Source organism: Halobellus captivus (genome assembly GCF_007655485.1).
Classification (GTDB): domain Archaea; phylum Halobacteriota; class Halobacteria; order Halobacteriales; family Haloferacaceae; genus Haloquadratum; species Haloquadratum captivum.
In genome coordinates this window covers 879784-898600 of record NZ_VJXQ01000001.1, presented here as the reverse complement: position 1 = coordinate 898600, position 18817 = coordinate 879784, and the positions used below count along the sequence as shown (strand labels likewise).

Below are 18817 nucleotides of genomic sequence, written 5' to 3'. Positions count from 1 at the left end.
CGCTCACCGCGAACCGCTCCGCTGGGAGTCGCTCTCGGAACCGCTCTCGGAGTCGTTCTCGTCGCTGTCCTCGACGCCACCGCGTTCGGTGTCTCGATCTCGACGGTCCGCGCCACCGTCGGTTCGGTGCGCGTGTCGCCGCCGGACGCGCTCGACGGTCGCGGCCTCGTCGGTCCGGAGGTCCGAGAGGAACCCGAACAGCCGGTCGACGTCGCGTTCGCCCTCGCGGAGGAGGTACTCCACGTACCCCCGCTTGCGGCGGAACTCCCGTTCGATCTCAGCCACGTCGCGGTCCGTGGCCGCGGCGATGCGGTCGAAGACGCGGAGCGCGCTCCGGTGGACGTCGCCGTCAGTTGCGGCGTTCTCGCCGCCGAGCGAGGGGTGGTCGTACGCCATCGCGAACGAGCCGTCCGTCTCCCGCCACAGCAGCGTGTTGTAATACAGTGTCGTCCCGTTCTTTTCGACGACGCCCGTGCGCGCGGAAGCGGGAAGCTCCTCGTACTCCGATTCCGTGAGGAGTTCGACCGCGGAGCCGACGTAGCGCTCGCCGTCGACGCGGCGGGGAAAGACGACCAGATCGAGTTCGCGCAGGAGATAGACGGGAAGCCCCTGCTCGACGACCCGGTTGACGAGCGTCTCGACGTCCTCGGCGTGCGTCGTTCCGACGACGCCGTGGCCGGTGTTGAGCACTTCGGCGAACGTCTCGAACGACTCCGGCGTGTTGACCTCGGCGATGACCTCGACGTCGGGGTTGAGGTAATTCGCCTCCGTCATCAGGTCCGCCATCGTGACGCGCTTGTACTCGTTCTCGTGTTCGCGCGTCGTCAGCGACACGCCCGTCTCGTGCGGCAGGTACACCTCCCTGGATCCCTCGTCGATGCTGATCGGGCGGTGATCGTACGGGATGAACGGCATATGCGCGTTCATCAGCGTCGTCTTCCCGGCCCCTGTCGGCCCCGAGAACAGCACGACGCGGTGGTGTTCGTACAGTAACCACAGCAGCGTCACGAGCTCGGTCGGGATCGAGCCGAATTCGACGAGGTCGATCGGCGTCAGCGGCGACGACGCCTGTTTGCGGATGGAGACGTGCGGTCCGTCCTCCGAGATGACGGGCAGGGCGACGGCGCAGCGGATCGTCTCGCCGTGTCCGGACGCGCCGGGTGCGACACCCTCCGGGCGAAGGTTCACCTTCGCCGACGGCTGGCTCGCGCTGAGTTCGACCCCATCGGCGGCCGCCAGTTGCGTGACGACGTTGACGAAGCTCGTCTCGTCCTCGAACGTGAGGTTGGTCGGGACCCGCTCGCCAGCGCGGACGACGTCCGCGCGTGGGACCACCTTCACGCGCTCGCCGACCCGGTTCGCCTCGACGTCTTCGAGGTGCGGATCGCGAATCGGGACCGTGAGGACGCCCTCGCCGACGTAGTCTCTGAGCACGTAGTAGACGAGGTCGTCGAGGCGGTCCTGCGCGTACCGGCGGTCGACCGGCGGGACGCCGACCCCGTACGCCGAGAGCGCATTGCGGACGCGATAGCGAGTCGCTTCGAGCCACGCGCGGGTGTTGCGAGCGGTGAGCCGCCGCGAGAGGAAGCTCCGCGCCCGCTCGCGGATGAACGTCGTCCGGTCGTCCACCACCTCGTCGACGTTCGCCTCCCAGATCCGCTCTTTGCACTCGGCGATCAGTTCCTCGTCGCCGGGTAGCAGATCGGGTTCGAGCACGGCGTACTTGGCGTCGAAGCGGTCGTCGCCGAGGAGCCGATCGCGGTGGACGACCACGCTGACGTCGAACCCGGCGAAGGTGACGCTGTAATCCCGCAGGCGCTCTCCGGCGACGCGCGTCGCGAACGCGGCGTCGGCGCGGAACTCCGTGACTGCGGGGGCGTAGTCCTCCGTGTGAACGACGAGCGCGCCGTCGGTCTCGCCCTCGACGTCGACCACGTCCACGCGGTCGTCGAGCGCGATCGGTGTCACGGAACTGAGCAGGCGTAGCTCGCACATCGCGTAGTACTCGATCCGACGTCGCGCGGGCGGCGAAACGTCCAACAAGCGGTCGAGCACGCGACGGTACTTCGCGGGGATTCCGGCCGCCGCGCGTTCGGCGGTCCCCTGTCGAGTGAGCGGACGGCGAACCTCAACGTCGGAAAAGTACGCCCGCACCGACGCCAGCGCGCGTTCGGCCGCGGCACCGAGTGCTGGTTCTCGGATCCGATACGCGAATCCGACACCGTCGCTCGCGTCCGCGATCGTCGTGACCACGCCGGGCGTCACTTCGTACTGCGCGCGAACCGTCGGCGCGTACCACGCCTCGGAGCTATCGGGCGTCTCGGGGCTCGGAACGGGCGGAATACCAGACGCGACCTCGGTCGCCTCCGTATCCGACATCATCCGCGCGCCCCGGGTGACCGTCGGTCAATCATACCGTGGCTTCCCTCGTGTTCGTATTTAAAATCTCTCGGTAGTTATCCATCGAGATAATCAGCGGACGGCACGCGGATCCCCACGTGGGGAATTTTCCTATCAAGGTTGTCGATACCACATCGCTTAGGTAGGATGATGGGTACTGTCAATCGTGACACGCGGAAGCCCCGCCCAGTGCGTCGTTCAGTCTCTCGACGCCGACCGTGCGGCCGCTCTCCTCAGTTCCGTACGCGACCACGATCTTCCGCCCGCACTGCACGACCTCGTCGCGGAGTATCAGTCGTTCGACGGCGCTCGGCCCTGGTTCATCTGGCGGTGGGTGCATCGACTCGCTCCGAAGAACACGATGCCCGCCGTCGACGCCGAGCACCGGGAAACGGTCGCGACGAACAAGACCATTCTCGTCCTCTTCATCACGATTCTCGACGACCTCGTCGAGAAGCGGCGGGATTACGAGACGTTCGACGCGATCGTCCGGCTGATTCGTCTCAACGGTGGCGGTGCGACGTCTGGCACCGGGCCGGGTACCCAGTCTCCCGGCGCTGCGGACAACCAGTCTCTCGGCGTTACCGACAACCCGTCTTTCGACGCTAGGTACGGCCCGTCGGTCGACGAGGCGTACGTCGATTTCGCGCGAACGGTCTGGGAAACGCTCTGCGGCAGGCTCGAACGGAGTCCGTCGTACGAACGGTACGCGCCGCTGTTTCGATTCGACGCCAGACAGATCGTGACGGCCATCGAGTACAGCACGCTCGCGATCGACCGTCCGGACTTGGCGACGGAAGCGGATCTCCGCCGCTATGAGACGCACAACATGGGGATGTACAGCTATCTGGACATCGATCTGATGTACGCCACCGCGGATTACACCGGAGATCTCGAAGCGCTTCGGAGCGTTGTCGACCCCGCACAACGGATGGCCCGTATCGGAAACTGGCTCAGCACGTGGGAGCGAGAACTCCGGGAGGGCGACGTCAGTTCCGGCGTCGCCGTCGCCGCGATCGAACGGGGTCTCATCGAGCCGGCGGAGGTGCAGGATCGATGTGATCTGCGAGACGGCGACCACTCGGAGGCCGTCGATCGCGCGATCGAGCGTATCCGCGCGAGCGGCCTCGAAGCGGAGTTCCTCGAGGAGTGGGACGAGGAGTATCGGCGACTCGTCTCCCTGAGCCACCGGACCGACGTGGTCGACCTCGACCCGTTCGTCGAGGGGACGAAAGACGTCCTCAGATACCACTTGGCGAGTCGCGGATTCAAGTAGCGGCCGCGGAATCGATGTAGGCCGTGAAACCGACTCACACGCTGCCAAACCGCTCGCGCTCGCGGCGACACACGCGTTCCCACACCGAGAAGAGCGAACTGTCGAGTCCGTACCGCTCGTCTATCGCGCGGACCCACTCGTCGTCGGTGAAGAGCAGGTACTGGAGGCGGCGCACGGAGGGATCGAGGTCGGCCATCGAGAGTTCGCCGACGTAGTATCCGACCGTCTGTGACCGAGCCTCGGCGATCAGTTCGGGGGGCACGTCGATCCCCACTTCCGTCGCGACGTAATCGAACCACTCCAGATGCAGGACGGCGTCGGCGAAGGCGAATCGATCGGCGAATCCCGACACCGATCCGACCGCTGGCGCGCCGCGCGAGACGACGTCGTCGGGTCGGCTGAACCGCGGCACAGAGAGGTGATCGATCGTCTCGGCGTACTGATCTGCGACGCGCCGGAGTCGCCACTCGGCGTACGCCGTGGGAAGCGTCAGCGGCAGTTCGTACCAGACGGGCGTCCACTCGATGAACGGGAGGCCGAACGCGGCGTCGGCGTACAGGTCGGCGGCGATCAGTCGATTCACCGCGGGCGCGACGTCGGGCCCCGTTCGGCCCGCCCGCATCGCGGTGTCGGCCTCGTCGATAACCCCCGCGAGGTCGCCCGTGTAAAAGCCCATCCCCTCTGCGACCCGCAGGAGGTACGCGCCGCCGGGTTCGAACCAGTCGGCGAAGTCCGCGGGCGTTCGTGCGCGGAGCAGCGAAAACACGCTCACACCCACTTTAGGCCGCCCCACCGTATATATTGTCTCGGATCGATCGAAATCGACTCGGGCACAGAGAACCGCCCGCGTACCCGAACGCGGTCTGGGCCGCCCGCCCTCACTGGCTCTCGTCGAGCTGCTCGTGGAGGCCCCACTCGGAGGCACGCGCCTGTGCCTCCGCGCGCGCTTCCGACCTGATCTCCTCGATCCGGTCCGCGTCCGCGAGGAACTCCTCGACTGCGCTCGTATCGCGCTCGTCGGAGAGTCGGCCCTCGGGTGCGGCCTCGCGGGTCCGGTCCACGAGCGCCTCGTCGTCGGCCAACCGCCTCGCGGGCGCTGTCGGATCGACGCGCAGGTCCACGACCTCGTGTGCCGCCTCCAGCGCGTCGAGCGGCAGTTCGTACACCGCGGCGTGGAAGAGTTGCCCGGAGAGAACATCCAGCGCGCCGTCGCCGCCGGTGTCGCTCGCGGGGTGGTATGCGAGCACGGGGACTCCGTCCTCGAACGTGAGCACCGCGCGCTCGTCGTCGCCGAGGAGGATCGATCCCTGCGGTTCGAAGACGACGTATCCCGTGAGTTCGCGGTCGAGAACGCCCGCGAGCGTGTCGCCGACGTCGGCGTCGGTGCGCGACCGACACAACTCGCCCTCGGGGATCTGGCCGTCGGCGATCATTCTCAGAGCCGATCCGGAACGACGGCGCTCCGGAAGCGATCCGCGACGTCGTCCGCGTCGCCCGTTCGGACGTCGAGGGTCGACGCCGCTTCGTGGAACGCGTCGGCCGCGGGATCGTCCGGCGCGTGCGCGAGCAGCGGTTCTCCGGCGCGACGGGCCGCGCGCACCGCGTCGCTCTCGGGCACGCTCGCCAGGGTTGTCCCGCCGAAGTACCGCGCCGCCTGTTCGGCGATCGTTTCGACGTCCTCGTCGGGTCGGACGCGGTTGAACAGCACGCCCGCGGTCTCGGTGCCGTACGAGCGGGCGTACTCCTGGACCTTCAGACCGTCCGAGAGCGAGGGAACCGTCGGCTGGAGGACGACGACGACGCGGTCAGCGAGGACGACGGGGAGCACCGCGCTCTTCGACCCGAGCGCGGCGGGGGAGTCCAGGAGGAGTACGTCGGTGTCGGCGGCGAGTTCGGCGACGACCTTCCGGAGTCGGCCCGGATCGGCCGCCTCGAACGCCGTGAGGCTCGTCCCGCAGGGGACGACGGACATCCCGAACCGGTCGTACACCGCTTCTTCGACCGGAACGTCGCGCTCGGCGACCAGCAAGTCGTGCAGGGTGACGTCCGCGTCGTCCAACCCGGCGTGAAAGAGGAGGTTCGCCATCCCGGTGTCCGCGTCGATGACGGTGACGTCGTACCGCGCTGCGAGCGCCATCCCGAGCGCCAGCGTGCTCGTCGTTTTCCCGGTGCCGCCCTTGCCGCTGGCGACGGCGAACGCCTCGACCATACCTGAGCATCGCGACACCCCCTCAAAAGTCTTCGACTCCGATTCTCGGGGCTGATTCTATCGAGCGACCAAAACGACTTACGGCGCGTGGGCCGGGCAGAGAACGTCCAGCGGAAGCGATTCGACGAGCGCTGCCGCGTTCGCGTACGGATCGTCCGATTCAGACGCGCTTGCACCGGCTGTCGGCCGCGACACGCCAGCGTGCGCGAAGACGTTGTCGACGAACGCCTCCCGGACCCCGTCGTTCTCGAACAGCCCGTGGAGGTACGTGCCGAGCACTCCCGCCGCCGCCGCGCCGAGCGCCACCGGCTCCCGACCGGGGGCGGAGAACGGCGTCAGAACGGGAGTACTCGCCCGCCCGACGCCGTCGGAAGGGACAACTCGCGTCTCTCCGGCGTGGATTTCGTAGCCCGAGACAGGTCCAGACGCGTCGGACAGGGGTCCGGACCCGTCGAGATCCCATTCCACGGGGGCAACCCGCTTCCGAGGCGAAAACGCGGTTTCGACCGCAAGCAGTCCGATTCCCGGGACCGTCGACGCGTGGCCGCCGCTCTCGCCGCTCTCTGCGGGCTCGACGTCGACATCCTCGACCGCTTCGTTGTCGGTTCCTTTGGTCGCCTCGACGTGGACATCGGCAGCTTCGACATCGGCGTCGACGAGCCGTTCTCCGAGGAGTTGATAGCCGCCGCAGAGCCCGATGACGGGGCCGTCGAACGCGCGGAGTCGCTCGTGGAGGCCCGCCCGACGGACCGCACGCAGGTCGTCGGCGGTGTTCTTCGTCCCCGTGAGGACGACCGCGTCGGCGTCCGATAGCGGCGCGCCGAGGGGGACGAACGCCACGCGGACGCCGGGAACGTCGACGAGCGGGTCGACGTCGGCGGTGTTCGAGGCGCGCGGGAGTCGGGGGACGGCGATCGTCACTGACTGCGAGCCGTCGACGCCGTCGTCGCCCCCGCGGACCTCGCACTCGTCCGCCGCCGGGAGTGACACGCTGTCCTCGTCGGGCAGGCCCGGATCGTCGTAGGGGAGCACCGCGAGCACGGGGACGCCGGTCCGGGATTCGATCTCCTCGATGCCGGGATCGAGCAGCGACCGATCGCCCCGGAATTTCGCGATCGCGACGCCGACGACTCGCTCGCGGACGTCCTCGGGAAGCAGCTCCAGCGTGCCGAGGATCGACGCGAAGACGCCGCCGCGCTCGATGTCGGCGACGAGGAGGATCCGCGCGTCGGCGAACCGCGCGGTCTCGACGTTCGCGAGGTCGCGCTCGTGGAAGTTGATCTCGGCGATCGACCCAGCACCCTCGGCGATGACGACGTCGTGATCGGCGGCGAGGCGCGCGTGGGCCGCTTCGGCCGCGTTTCTCGCCGCTTCCCAGTGGTCGGCGTAGTAGTCGCCCGCCGCGTAGTGACCGACGGCGACGCCGTCGACGACGAGCTGTGATTCCTGGCCGCCGCGCGGTTTCAGGAGCACCGGGTTGTGATCGGTCGTCGGGCGGACGTCGGCGGCGCGCGCTTGCACGTACTGGGAGACGCCGATCTCGCCGAATGCGGAGTCGGTGAGACCCGCTGCGTCCGCGGGAGCCGCGCGGTGGTCCGCGTCGACGCCGCCGACCGCGGCCGGACGAACGACCGCCCGCGCCTCGTTGCTCATATTCTGCGCCTTGAACGGCGCGACGTCGACACCGGCGTCTGCGAGCCGCCGACTCAGTCCGGCGGCGACGGTGCTCTTGCCGACGTGGCTGGCCGTGCCCGCGACGAGGATCGTCTCGGCGGCGGTCAGTTCAGCGGCAGTCTGTTTACCGGTGCCCATATCTGTGAGGAATCGTCTCAGCGGGCGTTCGAACGGAATTCGGGCGGGTATTTGCGTACGGTTCCGATGGCGTAGTCGCCATCAGAACTCCGTTCCCTTCCGCGCTCGAACCCCCTCGTCGAAGGGGTGTTTCACCTTCCGGACCTCGGTCACGAGATCGGTCGCGTCGAGCAGGTACGTCGGCTCGGTGTGGCTCCCGGTCAGGACGAGTTCGAGGTTCGCGGGCTTCACGTCGATCAGATCTAGGACGTCCGATTCGTCGAGGAGTCCCTGATCGACGGCGTAGAGGATCTCGTCGAGGACGAGCAGGTGGACCCCTGAAGCGGGATCCCCGTCGAGGTCGAGCGGCTCGGTCAGATCGACCGCACCCGCGGCGGCGACGAGTTCCTCCGCCCGAGCGAGCGCGCCACGGGCCTTCGCGAGGTGTTCGTCCTCGTCGGACCCGTCCAGCAGGCCGTGCCAGCCGTAGTGCCCGGTGTTCTCGTAGGAGACGCTGGGGACCGCCGCGATGGCGTTGTACTCGCCGCGGACGCTCTCGACGGAGTCAGCGCCGCCCTTCATAAACTGGAGAATGTGCACGCGGTAGCCGTGCCCGGCCGCGCGGAACGCCATCCCGAGCGATGCGGTGGTTTTTCCCTTCCCGTCGCCCCACCACGCCTGCACGAGGCCGAACTCCTCGGGCGCGGCCGGTTCGATGTCGGTCGCTCCGGGGCGGACGCCGCCGCCGGGCGTGGCCCGCCGCGTCTCGGACGGTGTCTGCGCGCTTGCGTCGTCGCCGTTGGTCATAACCGGGGGGTCGCGCCGGGCGGACAAGAAGGCGACGGGACAGTCGGAACGAGAAATCAGTTGTTGGTACGATCAGCCGTCGTTGGCGGAGGAATCTGTCGGTCGTTGCTGGCGATGTCAGTCGTCGTTTGCGGAGGTATCAGTCGTCAGCGGCCGTGGCGTCGGCCCGCAGCGCGGGCGGCAGATCGGCCGGAAGCCGGTCGCGGTTGTGCGGCGCTGAGAAGTCGATGTCGGGGCCCGTCGGAACGAGCCGCTTCGGATTCAGGTCCGCGTGGCTCATGTAGTAGTGACGCGTGATGTGATCGACGTTCACCGTCTCGGCGATGCCCGGGATCTGGTACAGGTCCTTCGTGTAGTTCCAGAGGTTCGGGTACTCGTGGATCGCCTGTCGGTTACACTTGAAGTGGGTGTGATAGACGTGATCGAACCGGATCAGCGTCGCGAACATCGCGACGTCGGCCTCGGTGAGCACGTCGCCGACGAGGAAGCGCCGGTCGTCGAGGACCTCTTCCCAGTGGCCGAGCGCGTCGAAGAGATCCTCGACCGCGTTTTCGTAGGCTTCCTGCGCGTCGGCGAAGCCCGCGCGATAGACGCCGTTGTTGATCGTCTCGTAGATGTCGTCGATCGCCGCGTCGACGTCCTCGCGATAGCCCTCCGGCCAGAGGTCGACGCCGTCCGGCCCCTCGAACTCGGTGTCGAGCATCCGCATTATCTCGCGGGACTCGTTGTTGACGATCGTTTCTCTCTCCTTGTCCCACAGCACGGGGACCGTCACGCGGCCCGTGAATTCGGGGTCCGCGCGGGTGTAGACGTCGCGGAGGTACGGCTCTCCGTAGAGCGGGTCGGGGTACTCCTCGGAGAACTCCCAGCCGTCGTCGTAGCGGACGGGTTCGACGATCGACAGCGAGATGTCGTCTTCGAGGCCCTTCAGTCGGCGCGTCATCGCCACTCGGTGCGCCCACGGGCAGGCCCGCGAGATGTACACGTGGTAGCGTCCAGAGTCGGCGGGGAATTCGGCGTCCGGGTCGTCCTGGATCCAGTCGCGGAACGACGTCTCGTCCCTGTCGAACTCTCCGTCTTCGTTCGTCGCCTGATAGGCGTCGGTCCGCCACTCGCCGTCGACGAGCATATTCATCGGACGTCACCTCGGCGGACGTCCATCGGTGCAGTCGCCGTTACGGCGTCGCTGCGTGTACGCGGGGTCATCACTAATAAAAAGGATCTGAGAGGGCTAAATCGTTCTGCATTCTCCCGTCGTCGGCACACGACCGCGTTTTCTGATCGAAGCTCGCGACCGTGCCTTCTGATCGAAGCACACGACGGTGCCGCCTGACCGACGCCGATGGCGGTAGCGACTGCGCCGCCCTGACTGACCGGACCGCGATACCGACACCCGAAGCCGGTCGCGGGGTTCGCTTACCGTCCGAGCAGCGTTTTGACCGCCGTCACGACGGCGTCGGCGTCGGGGCCGAGTACGTAGGTGATCGGTTCGATGCCGAACCCACCCGTCTGATAGCAGACGAACGTCGATGAGAGCGAGTCGGGACCGCGCTCCTCGATCGCCTCCCGGATCGGATCGGTCGGGGCGTCGGGATCGAACTCGACGGCGTCGTATCCCGCGGATTCGAGGTCCGCGACGATCTGCTGGTCGTACCGGACGTTGAGCGCGGCGCGAACGTCCGAATCTGCCTTACGCGCCGACAGGAGTACGGACGCGACGTGCTCGCTGACGCCGAACTCCGGGTCGCCCGGAACCGTCGCGCGTCCCTTGACGTCGACGATGCGACCCGGGACGCCCGCGACGTCGTCGACGGAGGTCGCCTCCGGGAGGCACTCGACGAGGTTCGAGCCGACGTTTGGGATGAGTCCGGCGAACCCGCTGGCGTTCGTGAGTCGGCGGAGCGCCTGCCGCAGCGACGATCGGACCTGTTCGCTCGTTCGAAGCCCGCTCTCGGGGTCGTGGATTCGCGCGTAGCCGTCGTACGCTGCGAGCTCGGGCATCGATTCCTCGTGTAACTGGGCGAGGAGATCGCCCTGCTCTAACCGACGCACGAGCACCTCCGCCTCGACGAGCGCCTGGACGCGGCTCATATCGCCGGTCGCGAGGCCGTCGGCGACGCGCTCGACGAGTTCGACGACGCGCTCGTCGTCGAGCACTTCCCCGCGCCGTGCGACCTCGCCGTGCGCGTATTTCGAGACGGCGCTCTGGCTGATTCCCAGCGCTTCGGCCACTTCGTGCTGCGTCAATCCGCGGTCGCGGAGCGCCTCCGCCAGCATCGACCTGAAGGTCGGGAGGAACTCCTCGACGACGACCTCTTCGATGAACTTCATTCGTCTGTGTCCGTTCCGTCGACCCCGTCGACGGCGGTCTCCTCACTGGGAGTCCCAGCGAACTCGGGATCGGCCCCGATTCGGGAGGCCTGCGGCCCCTTCTGGTTCTGGTACTTCGAACCGCGTTCGGCGCCGTAGGGGCGCGACGACGGTCGCGTCAGCTCGGTAAACACCAGCTGCGAGACGCGCATACCGGGCGTGAGCGCGACCGGCGCGGTGCCGAGGTTCGACAGTTCGAGTGTGATCTGCCCTTTATAGCCGGGATCGACGATGCCCGCCGTCGCGTGGATGACGACCGCGAGGCGGCCGAGCGAGGAGCGCCCCTCGACCGTCGCTAGGAGGTCTGCGGGGATTTCCACGCGCTCTTTGGTCGTTCCGAGGACGAAATCGCCGGGGTGGAGGATGAACTCCTCGCCCTCCGGGACGTGCGTCTCGGTCACGTAGTCGGAGACTTCCGATTCCCTGTTCGGGTGGATACAGGAGATGTTCGTCCGCTGGAACTCCAGAAACTCCTCGCCGAGCCGGAGGTCCAGACTCGCGGGCTGGACCTGCATATCGAGGTCGTCGATGGGTTCGACGACGAGGTCGCCGGTTTCGAGACGAGCGAGGATGTCGTCGTCCGAGAGTATCATCGTTCGGGTGAGTGTGACCGAGCGACGTAAAGCCCTCCGTTCGAGCGGTATCCCGGATCACCGACGCTGAATCTATGCTTCGACCCCGAGGGCGACGCTGTGATTCGGTTTTTACTTTCACTCTACTAGGATCGCTTACATACCAATCCGATCCGATAGCAGAGGTATGCACGCGACGGCATCCGAACGCTCGACGACGAATCGAAATCAAGAGGCCCGACGGATCGACGTCACGGACGTCAAAACCGCGCGGGTCGCTGAGTTCGCCGAAACCCGGTCATCCGACGGCGACGTCCGATTCGAGCGCCGCGGTGGCTGGACGTACCTCGTCGAGGATCGCTGAGCGCGAGTGCGCTGCTTTTGAGGTCGACGCGACACTGGCCGAGAGAGACACGTCTCCGCGACTGCAAGAGACGTCTAAAAGACGTCTAAAAGATGTCTCAGTGACGAAAGACGCTCGCCTCAGTCGTCAGCGAGGGTCGCGTCTTCGGCCTGGGCGTCGCGCTCGACGGCCTCGCTTCCGAGCAGGCGGTCGAGCGCTTCGACCATCGCTTCGACGCTGCAGCGAGTGATGTCCGAGTCCGAGGTGGCGACGGTGACCGTCCGGTCGCCCTTGGACATCTCCACCTCGACGGTGACGACGGCGTCGGTGCCGCCGGTGATCGCGTCGACGTGGTACGATTCCAGCTGCGCGTCGGCGTCGGATCCAAGTGCGGCCTTGACGGCCTTGACGGCGGCGTCGACCGGGCCGCTCCCGGTGCCGGAGGCGACGCGCTCTCGATCGCCGACGCGGAGTCGAACCGAGGCGGTGGGCGTCCCGCCGCCCGAGGCGGCAGTGAGATCCAGCAGTTCGACGTGGCGGTCGCGCTCGCGACCTTGGACGTCTTCGGCGATCGCCAGCAGATCCGCGTCGGTGACGCGCTTGTCGCGGTCGCCGAGTCGCTTCACGCGCTCGACGACCGCGGCGAGCTCTTCCTCGGAGACCTCGACGTCGTGCTCATCCAGCGCGGCGCGGACGCCAGCGCGCCCGGCGTGCTTGCCGAGGACGAGTCGACGCTCTCGACCGACCAGTTCCGGCGGGTAGGGCTCGTACATCGTGTCGTCCTTGAGCGTGCCGTCGGTGTGGATGCCGCTCTCGTGCGTGAAGGCGTTCTCGCCGACGACCGCCTTGTTCGGCGGGAGCGGAACGCCCGTGGCGTGTGAGACCTGCTGAGCGAGATCGTAGAGATCCTCCAGCTTAGCGGTCTCGACGCCGTATCCGTGTGCGAGCGCGATCGCGACCTCTTCGAGCGCGACGTTTCCGGCGCGCTCGCCGATGCCGTTGATCGTGCCGTGGACGAGGTCCGCACCGGCCGCGAGGCTGGCCCAGACGTTCGTCATCCCCAGTCCGAGGTCGTCGTGGGTGTGCGTCGATACCGGGCCGAGCTCCGCCAATCGGGAGACGTACTCGTAGGCCGTCTCCGGCGTCGCGTGCCCGACGGTGTCGGCGAAGCACGACCGGTCGGCTCCGGCGTCGAGCGCCTCGCGCATCAGCCGTTCGAGGAAGTCGAGGTCGGCGCGGGAGCCGTCCTCGCCGATGACCTCGACCCAGAGGCCGTGGTCCTTCGCGTAGGCGACGAGGTCGGCGGTCTTCTCGACCACCTCGTCGTGAGTCGTTCCGACCTTCCGTTCGATGTGCTTGTCGCTGGCGGGGACGACGATCGTCACGCCGTCGACGTCGCAGTCGAGGGCGAGGTCGATGTCGTTCTGGACGCCGCGGGCGAAGCTCGTCACCGTCGCGTCGAGGTCGAGCGCGGTGACCTGCCTGATCGTCTCGCGCTCGCCCTCGCCGGTGCAGGCGCTGCCGGCCTCGATGAACTCGATGTTCGCCCCGTCGAGCGATCGAGCGATGTCGGCCTTCTGATCGGGCGTCAGCGAGACACCCGGCGCTTGCTCGCCGTCGCGCAGCGTCGTATCTAGTAGCTGTACAGAGTCGTCAGAATCCACGGTGGATGCAAAGGGGTTGTTGGGGTTACCCCCGAATAAATCGACCACGAGTCATGTGCTCACACGGGTTGTGGTCGTGCAGATATATAAATTGACGCTTCTCGCGGTGTGGTGGGACGGCACGCCCCGACGGGTGTCGGCCGGTTCTTCCGATGACGACACTCCGCTTCACTCGACGTATCCTCGCTCGACCCACCTTCACCCCACGTACTCTCACTCGACGATCCGAACCGTATCTCCGACGTCGAGGCCGTCCGCCGCTCCGGCCGGGAGTTCGATGATCGTGTCCGCGGTGGCGGCACCGAATCCGCGCCACGCGCGCAGTCGCTTCTTCTCTCGTACTTCGCCGTCGACGAGCCACAGCGCGTCGAGGTCGAACGGCACGAACACCATGTGGAGGTTGCGCTCGGCGGCCTCTCCGAACGTGAACACCATCGCGTAGTCGTCTGGGATCGACTCTCTGAACATCAGCCCCCGCGCCCGCGAGAGAAACGTATCCGCGACGTCGACATCGCTTGCGAGCGTCCGAGCGCTCCCGTCTCCGTCGTCGTGTTCGATTCGCACAGGTTCCGCTCTGTGTCCGAGTGTATAAAACGCCCGGCGCGATGCGGTCCGAACGACGTTTCCGACCGTCGGATTCAATTCCGTCGCGGGCGACCGCTCGCGTATGGAGGAGACGCCAACCGGGACGCCAGTCGGCGTCGACGACCCCTACGAGCACGCTGGCGTCTGCGATCACCTCACCGGCGACGGGCGCTGTCGCTTCGCGCTCAACCACGCGGGCCGCGACCCCGAGTTTTCGGCCGCTCGACGCGCCGCGGGGTACGACTGCGTCGCGGCCGATGACGAGGGGGAGTTCCGCGACTGCCCGCACTACCGCTCGACGACGGACGCCCGCGAGTGCGTCCGCTGCGGCCTCGAGGCGGTTCGGATCGCCCACGACGACTCCCGTTCCCTGCTCGAAGAGCACCACCTCTCGTACGGAGAAAGCGGTCAGCGAAGCGCCCGCGACGACGCGGGAGTCGGTCGGGAGATTTCCCACGAGATCACTGTTGCGCTCTGCCGGTGGTGTCACGCGAAGATCCACCGGTCGTTCGCCCGGATTGACGACGACGTCGAACCCGATCCGGAAGCGTTCGCCGCGCGGGAGGCGCGCCGCTCGAAGGAGCACTCGGAGTTCGGATTCGACACCGCGCGCGAACGGCGCGACTCTGACGCGCAGTGAGTCCAACGCGCAGAGATCCCAACGCACGGTGATCTCTCCACACGGCGATCCCAACGCACGGTGATCCGATCTCCGAAGTGGTTGAGGGCCTCGTTCGCAGACCGGGCGCTTTTTGGCTCTCTTCCCTGTAGGGACTGCAACTGATGACTCGCATCGTCGTCATCGACAACCACGGCCAGTTCACCCACCTCGAACGCCGCGCGCTCCGCGACGTCGACGTCGACGTCGACTTACTCGACAACGCGACTCCCGCGTCCGAGATCGACGCCGACGGGATCGTCCTCTCGGGCGGCCCCGATATGGACCGCATCGGAAACTGCCCCGACTACCTCGACCTCGACGTCCCGGTCTTCGGGATCTGTCTCGGAATGCAGATCCTCGCGGCGGAACTCGGCGGTTCGGTCAGTTCAGGCGACTACGGCGGCTACGCCGACGTCGACGTCGAGATCCTCGACGCCGAGGACCCGCTCGTCGGTTCGCTCGCCCCGAAGACGCGCGTATGGGCCAGCCACGCCGACGAGGTGAAGGAAGTGCCCGACGGCTTCACCCGCACGGCGACCTCCGACGTCTGCCCCGTCGAGGCGATGAGCGACACCGACCGCGATCTCTACGGCGTCCAGTGGCACCCCGAGGTCGCCCACACCGAGCGCGGCGAGGAAGTGTTCCGCAACTTCGTCTCGATCTGCGAGTAGTTCGTTTTCGATCCGCCAGCTCCCGCACCCGATCTCACGATGACCGCAACACAAAGCGACCTGGCAAGCCTGTCCCGGTTCATCTTCCGCGCGCCGAACTGGTACGTCAGCCTCACGTTCGCCCTCCTGCTCGCGGCGCTCGCGGGCGTCGCCGCGTTCGATTCGGGGGCCTACGCGCGAACGTGGCGCGGGCTGTTCTTCCTCGGGCGCGACGCCTGGGAGGGGATCTTCTTCATCGGGATTCCGACCGTCGTCGCCGCGTTCGGCACGACCGGTGTCGACCGGCTGGTCGGCGGGAAGCTGACGCACAACCGATCGTCGCTGCTCGCGCTGGTCTCGGAGATCATCGTGGTGGCGATCGTCACCGGCGCGGCCATCGTCTCGGTGTTCACGGGGCTCGGCCAGCGCTTCGTCTTCGACGCGCTCGTCGTCGCGCTCGCGTCCGTATTCGCGTTTCGGCTCCTCGTCGTGATGGCCGTGTCCGGTTCGTCCGTGCTCGCCGCGTCGATTCCGGCGAGCATCCAGACCCTCGCCGCGGCCGTGCTGTTGTTCGTCTACGGCGGGACGCTCCGACTGCTGACGGTCGGCGGGCCCGTCGTCGACGCGTATCTGACGGAACTGCTCGCGCGCTCCGAGAGCGCGCCCGCCGAGTTCTCGGCCATCTCCGCGGAGCACTTCTACCTCCTCGCGATCACCTGCGGCATCTACGCGCTGGGCGTCTACGTGTTCATCGTCGCCGTCGACCGACCGTGGAAGCGGAGCCTCGGCGTCTCGCTCTTGGACTTCCTCCGGGGCTTCGTCGGCCACGTCGCCGAGGGCTCCCGCGAACTGGAGGAGTTCTTCCAGCAGCTCGGCGAGGAAGCGATCATTCCCGTCTCGGTGCTCTCGTTTCGCCGACTCGACGCGGACGGGAATGAACGAGACGTCGCGGACGAGAACGGACGAGATGTCGCCGACGACGGCGGCACAAAGGGGGAAGGGGCCAACGAGCGCGCGGAGAAAGCCCGCTTCGTCCTCCCGATGATCCACCCCGGTCCGATGGGCGAAATCGGCGGCGGTAACTTCCCCGAGCGCGTCGCCGACGACTGCACGGGGCTCGTCTTCCCGCCGCACGCCACCGCGGGTCACGACTTCAACCTCGTGACCGAGCGGGAGGTGGACACGATTCTCGACGCCGCCCGGAGGGCGGCCGACCGGATCGTCTACGACGCCGAGGCGACCCCGAGCGTCCGCGTCAAATCCGGAGAGGCGTCGATGCTGGGGCAGGCGTTCGGCGATGACGCGCTCCTCGTCAACACGTTCGCGCCAGGTTTCGCCGACGACGTGGAGTACGGCGTCGGGCTCTCCGCGGCCGCGGAGGCCCGAACCAGCGACTTGGATCACGTGCTCCTCGCGGACGCGCACAACTCGAACGACGGCCTGAGCGGACCGGATCTCGGACACGTCACGCCGGGCTCCCAGCGCGCGTTCGATATGATCGGCGCGGCCGGAATCTCCGGACAGCGGCTCTCCGCGGCCGGTCGGCGCGACCTCGAACTCGGCGTCGCGTGGGACGAAACGCCGTGGACGCCGACGGAGGGAATCGGCCCGCTCGGCATCCGTGTTGCGGTCACTGCCGTCGGCGGGCAGGAGACGGCGTACGTGCTGATCGACGGTAACAATATGGAACCCGGGCTCCGCGGCGAACTCGTCTCGGCGCTCGTCGACGGCGAAACTCCGGACGAGTCCCGAGCGGCTGGCGGATCCGGCGCCGATGGTTCCGACGACGATGATCCCGACGACGACGACGGTACCGTCGACGAGGCGGAGGTGATGACGACCGACACGCATATCGTCAACACCGTCGACGCCGACAACCAGGTCGGGGCGGCCATCGATTGGGGCGAACTCCGGGCGCTCGTCTGCGACCTCCTCGAGGCCGCCCGCGCGGATCTCGAACCCGTCGAGGCAGGCGTCGCCGTCGAGCGCGCGGAGGTAACGGTCTTCGGCAACGATCGGACTGAGACGCTGGCCAGCCACGCGAACGCTGTCGTCGCGATGGGCGGGGTCTTCGCCGTCTCGATCATCCTCGCAGCCGTCGCTGTCAGCGTCCTGATCTTCCTGTTCGCGTGAAAAGGAATCGCGTCCCCGACGAGGCTGTCCCGCGCGTTTCGGCAGACGGGCCGTCTAGGCGTCGTCGTCGGCGAACAACTCGTCGACGGCGTCTCCGGCAGCGCGCGCCGCCTCGTCGGCGACGTCTTCCGCGTTCGCGTCGGCGTCGTCGGGCGCGTTGACGTAGACGTCGACGTCGAGAACGCCCTCCTCGAACGTGACGGTCACGTCGAAATCTTTCAGCGCCGACTGTTTGTAGTGGGCGAAGATCACGCCCTCTGCGGCCTCGGCGGCCGTCTGGACGACCTTCTCGTCTGTCGGCATCGGCTTATGCGCCGGCGCCGCCGGGGCCCATCGGACCGCCGCCCGCGCCGCCCTGGAGCATCTGCTGGAGCTCTTCCTGCAGGCTCTCGAACTGCTCTTCGACGCGCTGCTCTTGCTTTTTCAGCTGCTCGACGCGGATCTCGAGCGTGTCGACCTTCTCCGAGAGGCTCTCGTAGGCCTCGTCGTAGTCGGCCTCGACGAGCAGTTCGCCGACCTCGCGGTACATCGTCGTGTCCTCGTCGATGTCCTCGAGCGCCTCGAGCGCCGTCTGCGATTCGGTGAGCGTCGATTCGGCTCCTTCCTTTTGGGCGGCCACCTTCTGGGCGGTCTCCTGAAGGTCCTGCAGTTCTTCGAGTTTCTCCTGTGCTTCCGGCGGTAGATTGCCCTGCATACCCGTGGCGAAGTGACCCGGACGGAAAAAGACCCGTATTCTCCGCGCAGCGATTGGGACTCCTCTACGAACCACTGTCAAGGCCACTCATCAGCGGGCGGTCCGCTCATCTCCACCACCCGAACCAGACGAGCCACGCCGTCGACAGCGCTACCGGTCAACGAGTCGCCGCCCGATCGATTCGACGTCCTCTGCGACTTCCAACAGCCTGATCCAGGTGTTTTGCGCCGCTCGAAGCGCGGTCAGGTCAGCCGCTTCCACGGTCACGCGCACGACGCGTCCGTCGCGTGCGGCGTCTGCGCGCGAGCGGTCGTCCGCGATCTCGTCGACCTCGACGCGAACGCTCTCGAACACCGCGCGAGCGGTCCGCTCCTCGTCGTACGTGAATTCGAATTCGGCCGTGTGTGCGGCCCCGACGGCGGGCGTCTCTCGACTCGCCATCGATTTCGAAAAGGGTTATTCGACCGGGACTTCCTTGACGTCCGGCGCGCGCTCCTTCAGCAGGATGCGGTGGCCGCAGTACGGGCAGCGGACGCCGCCGTACTCGTCAAGTTCGACGTCTCGCTTGCACCGAGAACACTTGTAGCTCATTAGTGGGTACGTTGGGTGTGGGTGTGTTGGCTCTTTCGTGTGGGAGCGTCTGATTCGGCGTCGCGCTCGGC

The 18817-nt window shown here is 67.3% G+C and carries 20 protein-coding genes; 5 read left to right on the top strand and 15 right to left on the bottom strand.

Annotated elements, in window-relative coordinates; translation table 11 throughout:
* Positions 1-3: 3 nt before the first annotated feature.
* Positions 4-2379 (bottom strand): type II/IV secretion system ATPase subunit, encoded by a 2376-nt coding sequence (locus FJT57_RS04480; RefSeq protein WP_238993900.1) that lies wholly within the window; start codon positions 2377-2379, stop codon positions 4-6.
* A gap of 187 nt (positions 2380-2566) precedes the next feature.
* Here FJT57_RS04480 and FJT57_RS04475 point away from each other — a divergent pair, with 187 nt between their 5' ends.
* A complete protein-coding gene (locus FJT57_RS04475; RefSeq protein ID WP_144902075.1) occupies positions 2567-3676 on the top strand; it encodes a hypothetical protein in 1110 nt (369 codons plus the stop codon).
* 34 nt (positions 3677-3710) lie between these two features.
* Here FJT57_RS04475 and FJT57_RS04470 read toward each other — a convergent pair whose 3' ends face one another.
* The 8 genes from FJT57_RS04470 to dcd all read right to left on the bottom strand — a co-directional run bounded on the left by FJT57_RS04470 (position 3711) and on the right by dcd (position 11446).
* Positions 3711-4448 carry a hypothetical protein gene (locus tag FJT57_RS04470; RefSeq protein WP_144902073.1) on the bottom strand — a complete coding sequence of 246 codons (738 nt, stop codon included), beginning with the start codon at positions 4446-4448 and terminating at the stop codon, positions 3711-3713.
* A gap of 106 nt (positions 4449-4554) precedes the next feature.
* A complete protein-coding gene (locus FJT57_RS04465) occupies positions 4555-5109 on the bottom strand; it encodes a hypothetical protein (RefSeq protein WP_144902071.1) in 555 nt (184 codons plus the stop codon).
* Between the two features lie 2 nt (positions 5110-5111).
* Positions 5112-5885 (bottom strand): nucleotide-binding protein, encoded by a 774-nt coding sequence (locus tag FJT57_RS04460; RefSeq protein ID WP_144902069.1) that lies wholly within the window; start codon positions 5883-5885, stop codon positions 5112-5114.
* Between the two features lie 78 nt (positions 5886-5963).
* On the bottom strand, positions 5964-7667 hold the full coding sequence (locus FJT57_RS04455) for a cobyric acid synthase (protein ID WP_345775900.1): 1704 nt from the start codon (positions 7665-7667) through the stop codon (positions 5964-5966).
* A 111-nt stretch (positions 7668-7778) separates the two neighbouring features.
* Positions 7779-8483 carry a cob(I)yrinic acid a,c-diamide adenosyltransferase gene (locus FJT57_RS04450; RefSeq protein ID WP_144902065.1) on the bottom strand — a complete coding sequence of 235 codons (705 nt, stop codon included), beginning with the start codon at positions 8481-8483 and terminating at the stop codon, positions 7779-7781.
* 139 nt (positions 8484-8622) lie between these two features.
* Positions 8623-9618 (bottom strand): glutathione S-transferase family protein, encoded by a 996-nt coding sequence (locus tag FJT57_RS04445; protein ID WP_144902063.1) that lies wholly within the window; start codon positions 9616-9618, stop codon positions 8623-8625.
* Positions 9619-9899: 281 nt separating this feature from the next.
* On the bottom strand, positions 9900-10814 hold the full coding sequence (locus FJT57_RS04440) for a thiamine-phosphate synthase family protein (protein ID WP_144902061.1): 915 nt from the start codon (positions 10812-10814) through the stop codon (positions 9900-9902).
* A complete protein-coding gene (gene dcd / locus FJT57_RS04435) occupies positions 10811-11446 on the bottom strand; it encodes a dCTP deaminase (protein WP_144902058.1) in 636 nt (211 codons plus the stop codon). Before dcd ends, FJT57_RS04440 begins: the two co-directional genes overlap by 4 nt.
* A gap of 166 nt (positions 11447-11612) precedes the next feature.
* Here dcd and FJT57_RS16595 point away from each other — a divergent pair, with 166 nt between their 5' ends.
* On the top strand, positions 11613-11789 hold the full coding sequence (locus FJT57_RS16595; RefSeq protein ID WP_203229088.1) for a hypothetical protein: 177 nt from the start codon (positions 11613-11615) through the stop codon (positions 11787-11789).
* A 119-nt stretch (positions 11790-11908) separates the two neighbouring features.
* Here FJT57_RS16595 and FJT57_RS04430 read toward each other — a convergent pair whose 3' ends face one another.
* Positions 11909-13480 (bottom strand): (R)-citramalate synthase, encoded by a 1572-nt coding sequence (locus FJT57_RS04430; protein WP_144902056.1) that lies wholly within the window; start codon positions 13478-13480, stop codon positions 11909-11911.
* A 165-nt stretch (positions 13481-13645) separates the two neighbouring features.
* Positions 13646-13996, bottom strand: a complete 351-nt coding sequence (locus FJT57_RS04425; protein WP_144902054.1) for a DUF192 domain-containing protein — start codon at positions 13994-13996, stop codon at positions 13646-13648.
* Between the two features lie 103 nt (positions 13997-14099).
* Here FJT57_RS04425 and FJT57_RS04420 point away from each other — a divergent pair, with 103 nt between their 5' ends.
* From FJT57_RS04420 to FJT57_RS04410, 3 genes are all read left to right on the top strand, one after another.
* Complete coding sequence (locus tag FJT57_RS04420; RefSeq protein ID WP_144902052.1) at positions 14100-14657, top strand: DUF7097 family protein; 558 nt, start codon at positions 14100-14102, stop codon at positions 14655-14657.
* A gap of 143 nt (positions 14658-14800) precedes the next feature.
* Positions 14801-15349 carry a GMP synthase subunit A gene (locus tag FJT57_RS04415; RefSeq protein ID WP_144902050.1) on the top strand — a complete coding sequence of 183 codons (549 nt, stop codon included), beginning with the start codon at positions 14801-14803 and terminating at the stop codon, positions 15347-15349.
* Between the two features lie 39 nt (positions 15350-15388).
* Positions 15389-17461 carry a DUF2070 family protein gene (locus FJT57_RS04410; RefSeq protein ID WP_144902048.1) on the top strand — a complete coding sequence of 691 codons (2073 nt, stop codon included), beginning with the start codon at positions 15389-15391 and terminating at the stop codon, positions 17459-17461.
* 54 nt (positions 17462-17515) lie between these two features.
* On the opposite strand, the gene FJT57_RS04405 is transcribed toward FJT57_RS04410, so the two are convergent.
* From FJT57_RS04405 to FJT57_RS04390, 4 genes are all read right to left on the bottom strand, one after another.
* Positions 17516-17764: a DUF3194 domain-containing protein gene (locus FJT57_RS04405; RefSeq protein ID WP_144902046.1), complete on the bottom strand. Its 249-nt coding sequence runs from the start codon at positions 17762-17764 to the stop codon at positions 17516-17518.
* 4 nt (positions 17765-17768) lie between these two features.
* Positions 17769-18155: a prefoldin subunit beta gene (locus tag FJT57_RS04400; RefSeq protein ID WP_144902044.1), complete on the bottom strand. Its 387-nt coding sequence runs from the start codon at positions 18153-18155 to the stop codon at positions 17769-17771.
* A 150-nt stretch (positions 18156-18305) separates the two neighbouring features.
* Entirely contained in the window at positions 18306-18596 is a 291-nt protein-coding gene (locus FJT57_RS04395; protein ID WP_144902042.1) for a KEOPS complex subunit Pcc1, read from the bottom strand.
* 15 nt (positions 18597-18611) lie between these two features.
* The gene (locus FJT57_RS04390) at positions 18612-18746 is read right to left on the bottom strand and encodes a DNA-directed RNA polymerase subunit P (RefSeq protein WP_049986784.1); all 135 of its coding nucleotides are present in this window, start codon (positions 18744-18746) and stop codon (positions 18612-18614) included.
* Between the last annotated feature and the right edge of the window lie 71 nt (positions 18747-18817).

What these genes read in the sequence shown, in the direction of transcription:
- FJT57_RS04420 (WP_144902052.1), top strand. Translation starts at nt 14,100, where the DNA reads ATGGAGGAGACGCCAACCGGGACGCCAGTCGGCGTCGACGACCCCTAC.
- FJT57_RS16595 (WP_203229088.1), top strand. Translation starts at nt 11,613, where the DNA reads ATGCACGCGACGGCATCCGAACGCTCGACGACGAATCGAAATCAAGAG.
- FJT57_RS04465 (WP_144902071.1), bottom strand. Translation starts at nt 5,109, where the DNA reads ATGATCGCCGACGGCCAGATCCCCGAGGGCGAGTTGTGTCGGTCGCGC.
- FJT57_RS04395 (WP_144902042.1), bottom strand. Translation starts at nt 18,596, where the DNA reads ATGGCGAGTCGAGAGACGCCCGCCGTCGGGGCCGCACACACGGCCGAA.
- FJT57_RS04410 (WP_144902048.1), top strand. Translation starts at nt 15,389, where the DNA reads ATGACCGCAACACAAAGCGACCTGGCAAGCCTGTCCCGGTTCATCTTC.
- FJT57_RS04390 (WP_049986784.1), bottom strand. Translation starts at nt 18,746, where the DNA reads ATGAGCTACAAGTGTTCTCGGTGCAAGCGAGACGTCGAACTTGACGAG.
- FJT57_RS04480 (WP_238993900.1), bottom strand. Translation starts at nt 2,379, where the DNA reads ATGTCGGATACGGAGGCGACCGAGGTCGCGTCTGGTATTCCGCCCGTT.
- FJT57_RS04450 (WP_144902065.1), bottom strand. Translation starts at nt 8,483, where the DNA reads ATGACCAACGGCGACGACGCAAGCGCGCAGACACCGTCCGAGACGCGG.
- FJT57_RS04460 (WP_144902069.1), bottom strand. Translation starts at nt 5,885, where the DNA reads ATGGTCGAGGCGTTCGCCGTCGCCAGCGGCAAGGGCGGCACCGGGAAA.
- FJT57_RS04400 (WP_144902044.1), bottom strand. Translation starts at nt 18,155, where the DNA reads ATGCAGGGCAATCTACCGCCGGAAGCACAGGAGAAACTCGAAGAACTG.
- FJT57_RS04440 (WP_144902061.1), bottom strand. Translation starts at nt 10,814, where the DNA reads ATGAAGTTCATCGAAGAGGTCGTCGTCGAGGAGTTCCTCCCGACCTTC.
- FJT57_RS04445 (WP_144902063.1), bottom strand. Translation starts at nt 9,618, where the DNA reads ATGAATATGCTCGTCGACGGCGAGTGGCGGACCGACGCCTATCAGGCG.
- FJT57_RS04415 (WP_144902050.1), top strand. Translation starts at nt 14,801, where the DNA reads ATGACTCGCATCGTCGTCATCGACAACCACGGCCAGTTCACCCACCTC.
- FJT57_RS04405 (WP_144902046.1), bottom strand. Translation starts at nt 17,764, where the DNA reads ATGCCGACAGACGAGAAGGTCGTCCAGACGGCCGCCGAGGCCGCAGAG.
- dcd (WP_144902058.1), bottom strand. Translation starts at nt 11,446, where the DNA reads ATGATACTCTCGGACGACGACATCCTCGCTCGTCTCGAAACCGGCGAC.